This is a genomic window from Dickeya poaceiphila (assembly GCF_007858975.2).
GTDB classification, from domain to species: domain Bacteria; phylum Pseudomonadota; class Gammaproteobacteria; order Enterobacterales; family Enterobacteriaceae; genus Dickeya; species Dickeya poaceiphila.
Window position 1 is genome coordinate 3,100,360 of record NZ_CP042220.2, and the last position, 14,671, is coordinate 3,115,030.

The following is a 14,671-nucleotide window of genomic DNA, read 5'->3' on the forward strand; positions in this document are numbered from 1 at the left end:
GATAAATCTCTTAACACGACTTCTCACTTAAACCAAATGAGTTCATACACACATGAAATTTCGAGGATTTTTTGTTAAACGACCGTCTGCTGTCATGATCAGTGCGTTTATCAGTTCATTGTCATTTCCCGCAATGTCGGCAGACAATGCTCCGTCCTCCACCACCGAAGATACCCTGACCGTCACTGCCAATGGTCAGAATCATTCTTCAGAAAATGCATGGGGCCCGGTAGGCTCTATGGTGGCAAAACGCAGTGCGACGGGTACCAAAACGGATACACCGTTACGTAAAACACCACAATCAGTCACCGTAGTGACTCGTGAAGAAATGGATCTGCTCGATCCTCCAAACCTGAAAGACGCTTTTCGTTATTCAGCTGGCGTGATGACTGACAACCGAGGCTCAACAACCCTATTCAATTCCATCAATATTCGGGGTTTTAGCCAGATTGCGGATAATATTTACCTTGATGGACTCAAACTACAGAGTGACGATTATGCGTCATTTCAGGTTGACCCTTATATGCTGGAACGCGCTGAATTGTTACGTGGCCCCGCGTCAGTCTTATACGGCCTGAGTGATCCCAGTGGGGTTATCGCGTTGGTGAGCAAACGTCCAACCGCGGAAACTATACGTGAAATTCAGTTTAAGGCCGGGAACCATAATCTTTTTCAAACCGGTTTTGATTTTGGCGGCGCGGTTGACGATAAAGGGGGATTAACGTACCGACTGACGGGGGTGGCCAGCGATCAGGATCAGCAACAAGTCGGTGAAAAGGCAAAACGTTATTCGATAGCGCCGTCATTCACCTGGCGTCCAGATGACAAAACCAGCTTTACTTTTTTAAGCAACTTTCTCAATGAACCGGATGTTGGCTGGTTCGGCTATCTACCTAAAGAAGGGACCGTGACTAGCGGGGTCAGCGGTAAGCTGCCGACCAACTTTAATGATGGCGAGCCGGGCTACAATAAAATTTCCCGAAATCAGAAGTTAGTCGGTTATACATTCGATCATCAAATTAACGATAACTGGACCATACGTCAGAATCTGCGCTACGGAACGGTCAATATGGATTACAGGACCATCTATGGCAGTGGTGTTTCCATGTTTGACCCCACTCAGCTAGCGCGAGGGGCATTGGTGTTCAAGGAGGATTTGTCGACTTTTGCAGTCGATACTCAGGCACAAAGCACGTTTTCTACAGATGCTGTCGATCACACGCTGTTGATGGGGGTGGATTATCGCCACACCCGAAATGACGTTGATCATGCGCTTGGTCTGGCATCAAGTCTGAATCTGGTTAATCCTGTTTATGGTAATACCGCAGTGCAGTATTTCAGTTACAGTAGCCAGATAGACCGCCAGGAGCAAACCGGACTGTATCTACAAGATCAGGCTGAATGGAATCGTTGGGTATTAACCCTGGGCGGACGGTACGATTGGGCTAAAACAGACACGGTCAATCGCTTGAGCGACAATGCTGTGACCAAACAGGACGACAATCAATTTACCTGGCGTGGGGGCGTGAATTACCTGTTTGACAACGGTATTTCACCTTATTTCAGCTACAGTGAATCGTTCCTGCCAACCAGCGGCACCGACTATGCCGGTAATACATTCAAGGCGTCACGCGCTAAACAATATGAGGCAGGCGTCAAATATATCCCTAATGATGGAGCTATTTCGGCAACGTTATCTGTATTTCAGTTAACTAAAGATAAAAACCTGAGCACTGACCCAGAACATATCTATTATTCAGTGCAAAACGGTGAAATACGGTCAAGGGGGATTGAGCTTGAGACCAAAGCGTCGTTAACTGAAAATGTGGATGTTATCGGGAGTTATTCATATACAGATGCAGAATACACCAAAGACACGTTATACCAGGGTAATCGCCCTTCTGAAATTCCAAGAAATATGGCAACACTGTGGGGGAACTACACTTTTCACGAAACCGCACTGAGCGGATTGACGTTAGGACTCGGAGGACAGTATATCGGAACAACTGAAGGTGATACCGCTAACACCTTCAACGTGAAGTCCTACACCATCTGGAATGCAGCAATCCAATATGATCTGGCCAGATTTAACCTGCCGGGCTCAAATGTAGGGGTCAACGTCAATAATCTCTTTGATAAAAAATATGTGGCTGCGTGTTACGCCACAACAGCGTGCTATTACGGAGCTGAACGTCAGATTACAGCGACAGCCACCTTTAAATTCTGAAAAATAGCGCTTCCTGGAATGAATAGTTTTTTATCATGAGGAGCGTTTATCTGTTAATTTTATTGCCGCACAGTTCAAAAGTGCGGCAATAAATCCTCATAAATGCGTCCCGTATTCGTCGCTCGTCGAAACAAATATAACCAGTACTTTCTCAGGGTCAGCGAACTTCCGCTTTTCGCTCATAGCAGACCTCGCGGTTCTTCAGTAGGTTCGCTTCGTGACAGCAGCGGACCATCATCATCTTGATGACCTGAAAATGCCCAGACCAGTAATAAGAATTTAAAAATGTCCAAAAAGATGATCCAGAAATGCCCGCACAGCAGGATTAGAACGACGACTTTCATGCCACAGTACCGAAATATTATGCCGCTCTACGGTAAAGTCCGTCAGCAGAGGAACTAATTTTTTATCCTTTACCCACGAATCAGCCATAAAGCTCGCGGCCATTCCTATTCCTGCACCGGCAGCAACTGCCGCTACAACGGCTTCACTTGCATCAACGATGATATTAGATGAAGGCACAATTTCTATCTCCTGCTCGCCAACCCGGAACGGCCAGCGAAAAACCTGCCCAGTATGCTGGTAACGCAGATTGACCGTTTTGTGCTCCGTTAGATCATTCGGGTGTCCTGGCGCGGGGTGCCTGGCCAAATATTCAGGCGAAGCATAACAACCCAGGTGATATGGAGAAAGGTGGCGTGACAAAAGATTTGAATCCGCGAGATCGCCGAGTCGAACGGCAATATCAATATTCTCATCAACGATACTTATCACGTGATCACTTAACCGTAAGTCAATCTTCACTTTTGGATAAATTGCGCAGAACTGCGGAATAACCGGGGCGATCATATGAATACCGATCGGCAAAGATGTCGCAATTCTCAATATTCCTGCGGGTTCTGCACGAGCGCGCTTTGCTAGCTGCTCAATCTCATCAGCATCACGCAACTGTAGTGGCACACTGAATTTGGTCACCTGAACAGAGGTGATATGCTCACCTCAGAACAATACCGGTGTCCCACTGAAAAGAAGAAATTTCAGCGCAGAGTTTAAACACGAATCCGCTCAACTGCTCCTTGACCAGAACTACTCGTTGAATTTAAGACGAGCAGCAACATAGAAGTCTGTGGAAAGTTACCAATTTTGACCTGTGCAAGTTTGCCGGTAACAGGGTTGGTGTAACGGTGGAAAAAAGGTTTTAACGCCAGTTTTACCCCATCAGCCGCGCAGACCTCGACCTTCATCGATAGCAACGTCACCACCATCACCAAACACGATTGTTTCGATCACGCTCGAAGAATGTGGCAGTCCCTCTTATTTTACTGCCATAAAGACTCCGTTATCATGCTGCCTGCATACGAATGAAAACCATGCTGGCTGTACATTCCCCCTATCATCGGGTGATAACCAGACCGGCCAGCAATAAAACACAGGATTTGATGAGAACGAATGAGCACAACCACCATCATTAACTCATTAAAACTTAAGAAGACGGACATCACAAACCGATGAGTACACCAGAGAGTCTCGACGCCCACACGCCAATGATGCAGCAGTATCTGAAGCTGAAAGCTCAGCATCCCGATATTTTGCTGTTTTACCGCATGGGCGACTTCTATGAACTGTTTTATGACGACGCTAAACGCGCGTCGCAGTTACTGGATATCTCGCTAACCAAACGCGGCGCCTCAGCTGGCGAACCGATTCCAATGGCCGGTGTTCCTCATCATGCGGTAGAAAACTATCTGGCAAAATTGGTGCAATTAGGTGAATCCGTAGCGATTTGCGAGCAGATTGGCGACCCGGCAACCAGCAAAGGGCCGGTAGAGCGCAAAGTAGTCCGTATCGTCACCCCCGGTACTATCAGTGATGAAGCCCTGTTACAGGAAAAACAGGATAACCTGCTGGCCGCTATCTGGCAGGAAAACCGCGGGTTCGGTTATGCCACGCTGGATATCAGCTCTGGCCGTTTTCGGCTGGTAGAACCGGCTGATCAGGAAACTATGGCGGCAGAACTGCAACGCACCAATCCGGCAGAATTGCTTTACCCCGAAACCTTTGAAGCCATGTTCCTGATTGAGCACCGTCATGGACTGCGACGCCGGCCATTGTGGGAGTTCGAACTGGACACGGCTCGCCAGCAATTGAATCTGCAATTTGGCACCCGCGACCTGACCGGCTTCGGCGTAGAACAGGCCCGTCTGGGGCTACGCGCCGCAGGTTGCCTGTTGCAGTACGCCAAAGATACTCAGCGGACATCGCTGCCGCATATCCGTGGCATTACCATGGAACGCCAGCAGGATGGCATCATCATGGATGCCGCAACACGCCGCAATCTGGAACTGACGCAAAACCTGTCCGGTGGCGGCGATAACACGCTGGCCTCGGTACTGGATCGTACCGTTACTCCGATGGGCAGCCGTATGCTCAAACGCTGGCTGCACGCCCCCATTCGAGATACTCAGGCGCTGCTGTTGCGTCAGCAAGCTATTGGTGCGCTGCAAGACATTGCAACTGACCTGCAACCGTTTCTACGCCAGGTAGGCGATCTGGAGCGTATTCTGGCGCGCCTGGCATTACGCTCAGCTCGTCCGCGCGATCTGGCCAGAATGCGCCACGCGTTTCAACAATTGCCGGACATCCATGCCCTGCTGGAAACGGTCAACGCCGAAGCGGTACAGCAATTGCGCGGGTTTGTCGGTCATTTCGATGAGCTGCGCGACCTGCTGGAACGTGCAGTAGTGGAAGCGCCGCCAGTATTGGTGCGCGATGGCGGCGTTATCGCCAGCGGCTACAACGACGAGTTGGACGAGTGGCGAACGCTGGCCGACGGTGCCAGCGACTATCTGGAAAAACTGGAAATTCGAGAGCGTGACCGGCTCGGCATCGACACGCTGAAAGTCGGTTTCAACGGCGTGCATGGCTACTATATTCAGGTCAGCCGTGGGCAAAGCCACCTGGTGCCGATGAACTATGTTCGCCGCCAGACGCTGAAAAACGCCGAGCGCTACATCATTCCCGAACTGAAAGAATACGAAGACAAGGTACTGACCTCGAAAGGCAAGGCGCTGGCGCTGGAAAAAGCCTTGTATGACGAGTTATTCGAGCTGTTGCTGCCACATCTGGCAGAACTACAGCAAAGCGCGGGCGCACTGGCGGAACTGGATGTACTCAGCAATCTGGCTGAGCGTGCCGACACGCTGAATTATGTCTGCCCGACACTGAGCGACAAACCGGGGATCAGAATTACCGGTGGTCGCCATCCGGTGGTCGAGCAGGTGCTGAGCGAACCGTTTATTGCCAACCCGTTGTCGCTCTCTCCCCAACGTCGGCTGCTGATCATCACCGGTCCCAATATGGGCGGGAAAAGTACCTATATGCGACAGGCGGCACTCATTGTCTTGCTGGCGCATATCGGCAGTTACGTCCCAGCCGAGCAGGCGGTGATTGGTCCGGTGGATCGCATCTTCACCCGTGTCGGCGCTGCTGATGACCTGGCTTCCGGTCGTTCAACCTTTATGGTGGAAATGACGGAAACCGCCAATATTTTGCATAACGCCACCGAACACAGTCTGGTGCTGATGGATGAAATCGGTCGCGGTACATCCACTTACGATGGTCTGTCACTGGCCTGGGCCTGTGCCGAAGCGCTGGCGAACAACATTAAGGCGATGACCTTATTCGCCACCCACTACTTTGAACTCACCAATCTGCCGGAGAAAATGGAAGGCGTCATCAACATCCATCTCGACGCACTGGAACATGGCGACACCATCGCATTTATGCACAGTGTGCAGGAGGGGGCAGCCAGCAAGAGTTATGGTCTGGCAGTAGCGGCGCTGGCTGGCGTCCCCAAAGAGGTGATCAAACGGGCAAGACAAAAGCTAAAAGAGCTGGAGTCGCTGGCAGGCCATGCGTCGGCCAGTCATGTCGATGGTTCGCAACTTGCATTGCTCGCACCAGAAGACCCCTCACCAGCGCTGGAAGCATTGGAGTCCATCGACCCGGATACGCTGACGCCGCGTCAGGCGTTGGACTGGTTGTATAAACTGAAAAGCATGATGTAAAGAAGTCATTAAGCGGAGAACGACAGCGTTTCGATCTCCGCTTACAATGTCAACCTGCTGGCTTGGGCAGCACAAAACGACGTCACAGCGTCACAGGATGGCTCATCACGCGGGAATGAGAGTCATAGCTCACGCGAACCTCCGTGCTCACTGGCACGGAGGTAATGGAAAAAACGTGCTCATCCGGTTGCACCGTCATATACCGCTCAACCGATGCCATGATCGTGTGCACATCTCGACCTAAAAAACGGCTCAGGCAAACGGGTACGATTGGCTTGCTCTGTTTCTCTACCGCCAATAACCGGTAACGCTGCGCATCACGCCCCAATGACTGACCATCATCGTCCAACGCTTCCAGGTCATTGTCTAACGCACGGAAATAGCGTTTCTCACCCTCGCTATCGGTTAACACCAGGCGTTCGGCAGTACGGCTCCAATGCCCAAACTCTGCAACGGTTTTTTGGCGGTCAGTCTTTGATGGATAACTCTCCTGCATGACAAAACTGCCGTCCGCGTTCAGAAACAGTGAAGCGTCTATCTCACCACACGCACCACAAGGCAACTTACCGCGATAATACTGCGCCATCGGGCGCAATGGCTGCTCCTCAATCTGAGTACGGGAATGGCATCCCATCAGCCCTGATAATAAAACAACAAGCATCACCCCTGTCGCCAGTTTTTTCATCTTTTATTCTCCTGCGCTGTTGTGCTGGCATGTTGTCAGATCATCCTTAACCTTGGGCGATTTGCCAGTTACTGAACGACAATTCCAGATTATTCTGATCGTCAGATAGCCAGATAGTTCCCTCCTGCAACGTCGCCTGCAATGTCATGGTACGCTGCGCCAGCATGGCCAGATTCGCCAGTTGCTGATCATCCAAAAAATATACCGTCAGATTAGACAGCGCCCCCGCTTTATCGGCCATATTTTGCCACCAAACCCTGGCGGCACGTTCACCGTAAGCGTAGAGCACTACGGCAGGTGACAGACTGCAGGCTTTCTTCAGCCGTTTCTCATCCGGCAGCCCCAGTTCAATCCATAACGTCACCTGCCCATCATCGCTATGCCGCCAGATTTCCGGCTCGTCATCCGCACACAATCCTTTGGTAAAACGCAAGTGCTCATCGGCATGGCAGATCCACGCCAGTAACCGTAGCATCATGCGTTGATCAGTTTCGGAAGGGTGCTGAGCCAGTGTCAGGCTGACATCCTGGAAAAACGCGCGATCCATATCGGCGATATTGACGTTGGCTTTATAAACCGTTGCTTTTAAGGCCATTATTTACCCCTTTTCACAGAGGCATTAGTCTACCTCAGCTGCGACATACATCACAGTCACACGCACATACCGGGTAATAACAGCAGAATATGCAGTTGCATTATGCTGATAACCTGCCGGGGCCTATGCTATAGTCGAAAAGAAGAGGAGAGCTTATCTTCGTAGAATTACATTGCAGTCACGATAACAATGAAGTGTGCATGAATCGCTACCGGGCTAAGCTCTAAGGGAGGATATTGTGCAACAATACAGTGAATTAGTACGCCGTCTGTACGCAGAGATCGCCAGTGGCGATCTGGGATTTATACCCGATGCGCTGGGTTGTGTGTTGAAAACCCTGGATGGCATCGCGACAAACAGCGAATTACCATCCTCTGTCAGGGAACAGGCGGCCTATGCCGCCGCTAACTTATTGGTGAGCGATTATGTCAATGAGTAATGAATATCAACCCATCAATTGTGATGATTACGATAACCTGGAAGCCACCTGTCAGCAGCATCTGACGTTAACGGTTGAACTGCGATCCGGCGAGGTCGTGGTCGGTAAAGCCAGTGATATGGTCTCTCGAAAAAACATCGAATATCTGGTGATTGAAAATTCGGGCCAGCTGCACGAACTCCGTCTCGACCATATTCTTAGCTTTAGTCACCCTGAGATTGGTAAAGTAGTGGTCAGCGAACCCTGACAAACCGCCTCACCAACACTAACGGACAACGCTGGTTGTCCGTTTTTATTTCCATCAGCACCAGTCAATAAACCATCCACAACTATCCAGCATCACCTCTCCTTCACGCGTCACAAATCGCCCTGCCGCCGCAATCAGGTGATCGTTGTAGAATATCAGCGGCGTACGCTCCCGTAGCCATGGCGGAACATTCAGTTCCTGCCATAATTTCTTCATCGGGCGACCATGTGTGCGTCCCACTATCTGCACATACCCTTGAAAACCAAAACGTACAGTAACGGTTTCATTATCACGTGGCTGTCTTACCCTGGTTCCCTGCGTCGATAGCCGCAGTTGACCCAGGTTATCCGGCAATGGCAACGGAGCTATTGTCGGTTGCCACGGTAACACATAGTCGGTTACTGGCGTCATCATCGGCAATAAATAGAGATAATGACGAAACCGCCGAACCTGCCAGGTACCAAGTTGCAGGCAAGGGTTGGCATCATCACGGCTGATCGCCACTTCTTGCCATAATCGGTTCAGTTGCTCGCGAGAAGGCATACGTGCTCCTTGCTCCGCCAGCCAGCGACGCAACAAAGCAAACCGGCGTGTCGCGCTCATGGGTACCAGAGCGTTCACACTTAACCCACCATCGGCATTGCGCAAGGCCACCAGCGATTCAGCCAACAGTTCATCTAACAGTTGTTCCTGTTCGGCACACAACTGTGCGCTGCGTGCTACTGCCGATGGAAAATGAGGCCAACGCCGCTTTAGCAATGGCAATACCTGCCGACGCAGAAAATTGCGGTCGTAACGCTCATCGGCGTTACTGTCGTCCTCCACCCAGAGCAGTTGATTCGCTCTGGCATACGCCTCTAACTGTTCACGAGCGATACTCAGCAGCGGGCGTTGCAGCCGAACGCCATTTGATTGCGCAGTTGCCGCCATCGACGCCAGTCCGGCAGGTCCGCTACCACGTTTGAGCGCCAGCAGGAAGGTTTCACTCTGATCATCCTGATGCTGGGCAGTCAACAGCGTTTCTCCATCAAATAAGTGCTGTTGCAGTGCCTGATAACGTGCTGACCGGGCTGCGGCTTCGACACCACCATCACGCGCATCCACCTGAACCCGCAGCGCATCAAACGGCACCCGCCAGTTCAGACACTGGGTACGACAATGCTCAGCCCACATATCGGCGTACGAACTCAAGCCGTGATGCACATACACCGCCCGCAATGATACGGCCCGCTGGCGCAAGCGCGTCATCAGATGCAGCAATACAGTGGAATCCAACCCGCCGCTGTAAGCCACCAGGTAGCGCCCATCGGTGACAATCTGCGCATCAATCACCGTCAGCAGTTCAGAGGAAATATCGATATCAGCGTTCATACAATTCAAGCGGCAATCCGTCCGGGTCGGCAAAGAACGTAAACCGGCGACCGGTATATTCGTCTGTGCGCACCGGTTCACAATTTACCCCCGCCTCACTCAGCGCAATCACCGCCTGTTCGACATCGTCAACCGCAAACGCCAGATGACGCAACCCGCAGGCTTCCGGTCGGCTAACCCGTGCCGGCGGCGAGGGGAATGAAAACAGTTCAATCAGATAACGGCCATTAAGGGCCAGATCGCCTTTCCAGGAATCACGGGCCACACGGTAAACTTCCTGTTGCAGCGTGAAACCAAGCACATCGCAATAAAAACACTTACTGCGCTCATAATCCGAGGCAATAATCGCAATATGATGGATATCCAGCAGTGTTAGCATAAGGTTGGTTCTCCTGAGTAGCGCACCACCACGCTCGTCGATGTGATGTGAGTGAGGAGAAATATTCGGGTCAGGCAATCGCCGCCGCGTTGGGATGATGCATCACATAAAAAACCGCTATTAGCATAACAAAAAGTCCGCGATCGTTTCCAATCGCGGACTTTTCTGGCATACAGCGAGCTAAATCAGCAGTAACCGTAATTCATCAAACGCTGATAACGGCGGTTCAGCAGTTCCTGTTCGCTCAACGTATCCAGTTCGCTCAGGTCAGATAACAGCTGAGATTTCAGCGACGCAGACATCGCCGCCACGTCACGATGGGCTGAACCCAGCGGCTCAGAAATCACTGAATCAATCAGTTTCAGCTCTTTCAGGCGCGGGGCGGTAATCCCCATCGCTTCTGCTGCCAGCGGCGCTTTATCAGCACTTTTCCACAGAATAGAAGCACAGCCTTCCGGCGAAATCACCGAATAGGTGCTGTATTGCAACATGTTAACTTTGTCGCCAACGCCGATAGCCAGCGCACCGCCGGAACCACCCTCGCCAATCACCGTACAAACGATAGGCACACGCAGGCAGGACATTTCGCGCAGGTTACGGGCAATGGCTTCGGACTGACCGCGCTCTTCTGCACCCACACCCGGATAGGCGCCAGGGGTATCAATAAAGGTGATGATCGGCATTTTGAAGCGCTCAGCCATCTCCATCAGACGCAGCGCCTTGCGATAACCTTCCGGTGCTGGCATACCGAAGTTCCGGCGGATTTTTTCTTTGGTTTCGCGGCCTTTCTGATGACCAATAATCATCACCGGACGTCCATCAAGACGGGCAATACCCCCGACGATAGCCTTGTCATCGGCATAAGCGCGATCACCAGCTAATTCGTCAAAGTCAGAGAAAATATGCTGAACGTAGTCCAAGGTATAAGGACGTTGCGGATGGCGTGCCAGTTGGGCAATCTGCCAGGCACCCAGATCGGCAAAGATTTTACGCGTCAGTTCCACGCTCTTTTCACGCAGACGCTTAACTTCTTCGTCCAGATTAATATCCAATTTTTCATCTTGGCGACTGACTGCGGTCAGGGAATCAATCTTCGCTTCCAACTCTGCAATCGGCTGCTCAAAATCAAGAAAATTCAGACTCATAGTATTCCTATTTTAGTCAAATTCCAGTTCTACCTGTTCATTACCAACCAGGGTACGTAAATCATTCAGCAACACATCAGTAGGCGTAACACGCCAAGTCGCACCAAAACGTAGCCGGGCACGCGCATCCTGGCGCTGGTAATAGAGATGCACCGGAATCGTCCCCGATCGATGGGGTTCCAACGACTGACGGAGACGGTTTAACAGTTGGTCATCAATTTGCCTGTCAGTCAGCGAGATAGCAAGCCCGCGCGCATATTTTTCCCGCGCTTCGCTGATATCCATTAGCTCTCTGACCATCATTTTAAGTCCGCCGCTGAAGTCATCAAAGCTGACCTGTCCACTGGCTATCAGAATACGGTCCTGCTCCAGCAGGTGCTGATATTTTTCCAGCGCTTCGGTAAACAGCATCACTTCCAGACGACCAGAGCGATCATCCAGCGTGCAGACGCCAATACGGTTGCCCCGTTTGGTTACCATCACCCTGGCGGCAAGTACCAGTCCAACGGCGGTGGTCATTTTTCCCCGCTCCGTGGGGTGCATGTCTTTCAACCGCACGCCTCCCGCGTAGCGTTCAATTTCCTTCAGATACTGATTGATGGGGTGCCCGGTCAGGTACAGCCCCAGCGTTTCCCTTTCACCATCCAGCACCACCTGCTCCGGCCACGGCGGCACCGTGCTGTAGGACTGCTCCACTTGCTCAGGCGTTTCCGCCAGTACGCCGAACATATCCGCCTGACCGATGGCCTCTGCCTTCGCGTGCTGCTCGGCTGATTTCATGGCATCCACCAGTGAATTCATCAGCGCGGCGCGGTGAGGCCCAAGCCGGTCAAACGCACCGGACATGATCAGTTTTTCCAGCACTCGCCGGTTCAGTTTCTTAATATCCGTACGGGCGCACAGATCGAACAAATCGCGGAAATAACCGCCGTTATTGCGCGCTTCAATGATGGCTTCAATCGGCCCTTCTCCCACACCTTTGATAGCGCCGATGCCGTAGACAATCTCGCCATCATCATTGACGTGGAAATGATACAAACCGCTGTTGATGTCTGGCGGCAGAATCTTCAGCCCCATGCGCCAGCATTCATCCACCAGCCCAACTATCTTGTCGGTGTTGTCCATATCGGCGGTCATCACCGCCGCCATGAACTCCGCCGGATAATGGGCCTTCAGCCACAGTGTTTGATACGATACCAGCGCGTAGGCAGCCGAATGCGATTTGTTGAAGCCATAACCGGCGAACTTCTCCACCAGGTCGAAGATTTTCATCGACAGCTCGCCGTCAACGCCCATCTTCTCCGCGCCCTCTTTGAATACGGAGCGCTGTTTGGCCATCTCTTCAGGCTTTTTCTTACCCATCGCACGACGCAGCATATCCGCACCGCCAAGGGTATACCCGGCCAGTACCTGGGCAATCTGCATCACCTGTTCCTGATACAGGATGATACCATAGGTCGGCTCCAGCACAGGCTTGAGCGTTTCATGCTGCCACTGGATATCCGGGTAGGAAATCTCTTCACGTCCGTGCTTACGGTCGATGAAGTTATCCACCATCCCTGACTGCAACGGTCCCGGACGGAACAGGGCCACCAGCGCGATCATGTCTTCGAAGCAGTCCGGCTTAAGACGTTTGATCAAATCTTTCATGCCGCGCGATTCAAGCTGAAACACCGCCGTGGTTTCCGAGCGCTGCAGCATGTCGAAACTTTTCTTGTCATCCAGCGGAATGGCGGCGATATCTACCGGCTCCAGCCCCTGCTTAGCGCGCCGGGCGTTGATCATCTCCAGCGCCCAGTTGATGATGGTCAACGTACGAAGACCGAGGAAGTCAAACTTCACCAGACCGGCATATTCCACATCACTCTTGTCGAACTGGGTGACCGGGTGATTACCTTCCGGGTCGCAATATAGCGGCGCAAAATCGGTAATCTTGGTGGGGGAAATCACTACGCCACCGGCGTGTTTACCGGCATTGCGGGTTACCCCTTCCAGTTTGCGCGCCATGTCGATCAGCGCCTTGACCTCTTCGTCCGCTTCGTAGATCTCGCCCAACTGCGGCTCAGCGGCAAAAGCCTTCTCCAGCGTCATCCCCGGATCAGGCGGCACCAGCTTGGAAATACGGTCAACAAATCCGTATGGATGCCCCAATACCCGGCCAACGTCACGAATCACCGCTTTCGCCGCCATGGTACCGAAGGTGATGATTTGTGACACCGCATCACGACCATACATGTCCGCTACATGGTCGATCACCAGATCGCGCTTTTCCATGCAGAAATCGACGTCAAAGTCAGGCATCGACACACGTTCCGGGTTAAGGAAACGCTCGAACAGCAGGTCAAACTCCAGCGGGTCCAGATCGGTTATTTTCAACGCATACGCCACCAGAGAACCGGCGCCGGAGCCGCGCCCCGGACCTACCGGCACGTTGTTATCCTTGGACCACTGGATAAACTCCATCACGATCAGAAAGTAACCGGGGAAGCCCATCTGGTTGATAACGTTGAGTTCTATTTCCAGACGCTCGTCGTATTCCGGGCGACGCTGGGCGCGCACCGCTTCATCCGGAAACAGGAATGTCAGTCGCTCTTCCAACCCTTTTCTGGCGCACATCACCAGATAGTCTTCAGTCGACATCTCGCCGGTAGGAAATTGCGGCAGGAAATATTCGCCGAGCCGGATAGTGACATTACAACGTTTGGCAATTTCTACCGTGTTAATCAGCGCTTCAGGGATGTCGACAAACAGCTCGCACATCTCCTCTTCGCTGCGCATGTACTGCTGCGCACTGTAATTGCGGGGACGTTTGGGGTCATCCAGCGTAAAACCATCATGGATCGCCACGCGGATTTCATGCGCTTCAAAGTCATCCGGACTGATAAAACAGACATCGTTGGTGGCAACGACCGGCAAGCCGTGTGCCGTAGCCAGCTTTATTGCCGAATGCAGGTAGCTTTCTTCATCCGGTCGACCGGTACGAATCAGCTCCAGATAAAACCGTTGGGGGAAATGTTGCTGATAAAAAGCGACGCTCTGTTCCACCAGCGCCTGATTGCCGCGCAGCAGAAACTTGCCGATATCGCCATGACGACCGCCGGACAGAAGCAGCAACCCAGCCTGATGCTCCACCAGCCATGCCTTATCAATCGTAGGCCCGGCAGCGCCATACCCTCGCTGATAGGCGCGAGAAATCAGCAGCGTCAGGTTCTGATAACCCTCGTTATTCATCGCCAGAATAGTGAGATGCGCCAACTCGTCGCCCAGCTCTTCACTCTGCAGATAAAAATCGGCACCGATGATCGGCTTGATGCCGGCACTATGCGCGCCGCCATAGAACTTCACCAATCCGCACAGATTAGTAAAATCGGTGATCGCCAGCGCTGGCATTCCCAGTGCTGCGGCTTTTTTTACCAACGGGCCGGTCTTAGCCAGCCCATCGATCATGGAATAGTCACTGTGAACACGCAGGTGAACAAAACGTGGTTCGGCCATTTCCGGATCCCATAATCTTTT

The 14,671-nt window shown here is 52.1% G+C and carries 11 protein-coding genes and 1 pseudogene; 4 read left to right on the plus strand and 8 right to left on the minus strand.

Translation table 11 applies throughout. The features are described from left to right. Window positions 1–52: 52 nt before the first annotated feature. Window positions 53–2,227, plus strand: a complete 2,175-nt coding sequence (gene fhuA, locus Dpoa569_RS13765) for a ferrichrome porin FhuA (protein ID WP_042869185.1) — start codon at window positions 53–55, stop codon at window positions 2,225–2,227. Window positions 2,228–2,506: 279 nt separating this feature from the next. Here fhuA and Dpoa569_RS13770 read toward each other — a convergent pair. Together Dpoa569_RS13770 and Dpoa569_RS13775 are read right to left on the minus strand one after the other, a co-directional pair. Next, window positions 2,507–3,175: pseudogene (locus Dpoa569_RS13770) on the minus strand (substrate binding domain-containing protein); the annotation flags it as partial. A gap of 101 nt (window positions 3,176–3,276) precedes the next feature. Beyond that, the gene (locus Dpoa569_RS13775) at window positions 3,277–3,492 is read right to left on the minus strand and encodes an RING finger protein (RefSeq protein WP_179943818.1); all 216 of its coding nucleotides are present in this window, start codon (window positions 3,490–3,492) and stop codon (window positions 3,277–3,279) included. Between the two features lie 243 nt (window positions 3,493–3,735). Between Dpoa569_RS13775 and mutS the strand changes: the two genes are divergently transcribed. After that, entirely contained in the window at window positions 3,736–6,294 is a 2,559-nt protein-coding gene (mutS, locus tag Dpoa569_RS13780; protein WP_042869183.1) for a DNA mismatch repair protein MutS, read from the plus strand. 82 nt (window positions 6,295–6,376) lie between these two features. Here mutS and Dpoa569_RS13785 read toward each other — a convergent pair whose 3' ends face one another. Both Dpoa569_RS13785 and Dpoa569_RS13790 read right to left on the minus strand, forming a co-directional pair. Beyond that, entirely contained in the window at window positions 6,377–6,979 is a 603-nt protein-coding gene (locus tag Dpoa569_RS13785; RefSeq protein WP_042869181.1) for a copper resistance protein NlpE N-terminal domain-containing protein, read from the minus strand. A 46-nt stretch (window positions 6,980–7,025) separates the two neighbouring features. Next, window positions 7,026–7,574 carry a YaeQ family protein gene (locus Dpoa569_RS13790; protein ID WP_042869179.1) on the minus strand — a complete coding sequence of 183 codons (549 nt, stop codon included), beginning with the start codon at window positions 7,572–7,574 and terminating at the stop codon, window positions 7,026–7,028. 238 nt (window positions 7,575–7,812) lie between these two features. Between Dpoa569_RS13790 and Dpoa569_RS13795 the strand changes: the two genes are divergently transcribed. After that, entirely contained in the window at window positions 7,813–8,013 is a 201-nt protein-coding gene (locus tag Dpoa569_RS13795) for a YaeP family protein (RefSeq protein WP_013316770.1), read from the plus strand. Further along, the gene (gene rof, locus Dpoa569_RS13800; protein ID WP_042869176.1) at window positions 8,000–8,260 is read left to right on the plus strand and encodes a Rho-binding antiterminator; all 261 of its coding nucleotides are present in this window, start codon (window positions 8,000–8,002) and stop codon (window positions 8,258–8,260) included. Before Dpoa569_RS13795 ends, rof begins: the two co-directional genes overlap by 14 nt. A 54-nt stretch (window positions 8,261–8,314) precedes the next feature. Here rof and tilS read toward each other — a convergent pair whose 3' ends face one another. The 4 genes from tilS to dnaE form a co-directional block, all read right to left on the minus strand. Continuing rightward, window positions 8,315–9,631 (minus strand): tRNA lysidine(34) synthetase TilS, encoded by a 1,317-nt coding sequence (gene tilS, locus Dpoa569_RS13805; protein WP_042869174.1) that lies wholly within the window; start codon window positions 9,629–9,631, stop codon window positions 8,315–8,317. Further along, complete coding sequence (locus Dpoa569_RS13810; protein ID WP_042869172.1) at window positions 9,621–10,010, minus strand: VOC family protein; 390 nt, start codon at window positions 10,008–10,010, stop codon at window positions 9,621–9,623. The genes tilS and Dpoa569_RS13810 overlap by 11 nt, the downstream gene beginning before the upstream one ends. Before the next feature lie 185 nt (window positions 10,011–10,195). Beyond that, window positions 10,196–11,155, minus strand: coding sequence for an acetyl-CoA carboxylase carboxyl transferase subunit alpha (gene accA / locus Dpoa569_RS13815; protein ID WP_042869171.1), 960 nt, complete (start codon window positions 11,153–11,155; stop codon window positions 10,196–10,198). A 12-nt stretch (window positions 11,156–11,167) separates the two neighbouring features. Beyond that, on the minus strand, window positions 11,168–14,650 hold the full coding sequence (dnaE, locus tag Dpoa569_RS13820; protein WP_042869169.1) for a DNA polymerase III subunit alpha: 3,483 nt from the start codon (window positions 14,648–14,650) through the stop codon (window positions 11,168–11,170). Window positions 14,651–14,671 lie beyond the last annotated feature (21 nt).

Bases quoted from the DNA above. Each gene is read 5' to 3' on its own strand.
- fhuA (WP_042869185.1), top strand. From the start codon at position 53: ATGAAATTTCGAGGATTTTTTGTTAAACGACCGTCTGCTGTCATGATC.
- Dpoa569_RS13775 (WP_179943818.1), bottom strand. From the start codon at position 3,492: ATGGTGGTGACGTTGCTATCGATGAAGGTCGAGGTCTGCGCGGCTGAT.
- mutS (WP_042869183.1), top strand. From the start codon at position 3,736: ATGAGTACACCAGAGAGTCTCGACGCCCACACGCCAATGATGCAGCAG.
- Dpoa569_RS13785 (WP_042869181.1), bottom strand. From the start codon at position 6,979: ATGAAAAAACTGGCGACAGGGGTGATGCTTGTTGTTTTATTATCAGGG.
- Dpoa569_RS13790 (WP_042869179.1), bottom strand. From the start codon at position 7,574: ATGGCCTTAAAAGCAACGGTTTATAAAGCCAACGTCAATATCGCCGAT.
- rof (WP_042869176.1), top strand. From the start codon at position 8,000: ATGTCAATGAGTAATGAATATCAACCCATCAATTGTGATGATTACGAT.
- tilS (WP_042869174.1), bottom strand. From the start codon at position 9,631: ATGAACGCTGATATCGATATTTCCTCTGAACTGCTGACGGTGATTGAT.
- Dpoa569_RS13810 (WP_042869172.1), bottom strand. From the start codon at position 10,010: ATGCTAACACTGCTGGATATCCATCATATTGCGATTATTGCCTCGGAT.
- accA (WP_042869171.1), bottom strand. From the start codon at position 11,155: ATGAGTCTGAATTTTCTTGATTTTGAGCAGCCGATTGCAGAGTTGGAA.
- dnaE (WP_042869169.1), bottom strand. From the start codon at position 14,650: ATGGCCGAACCACGTTTTGTTCACCTGCGTGTTCACAGTGACTATTCC.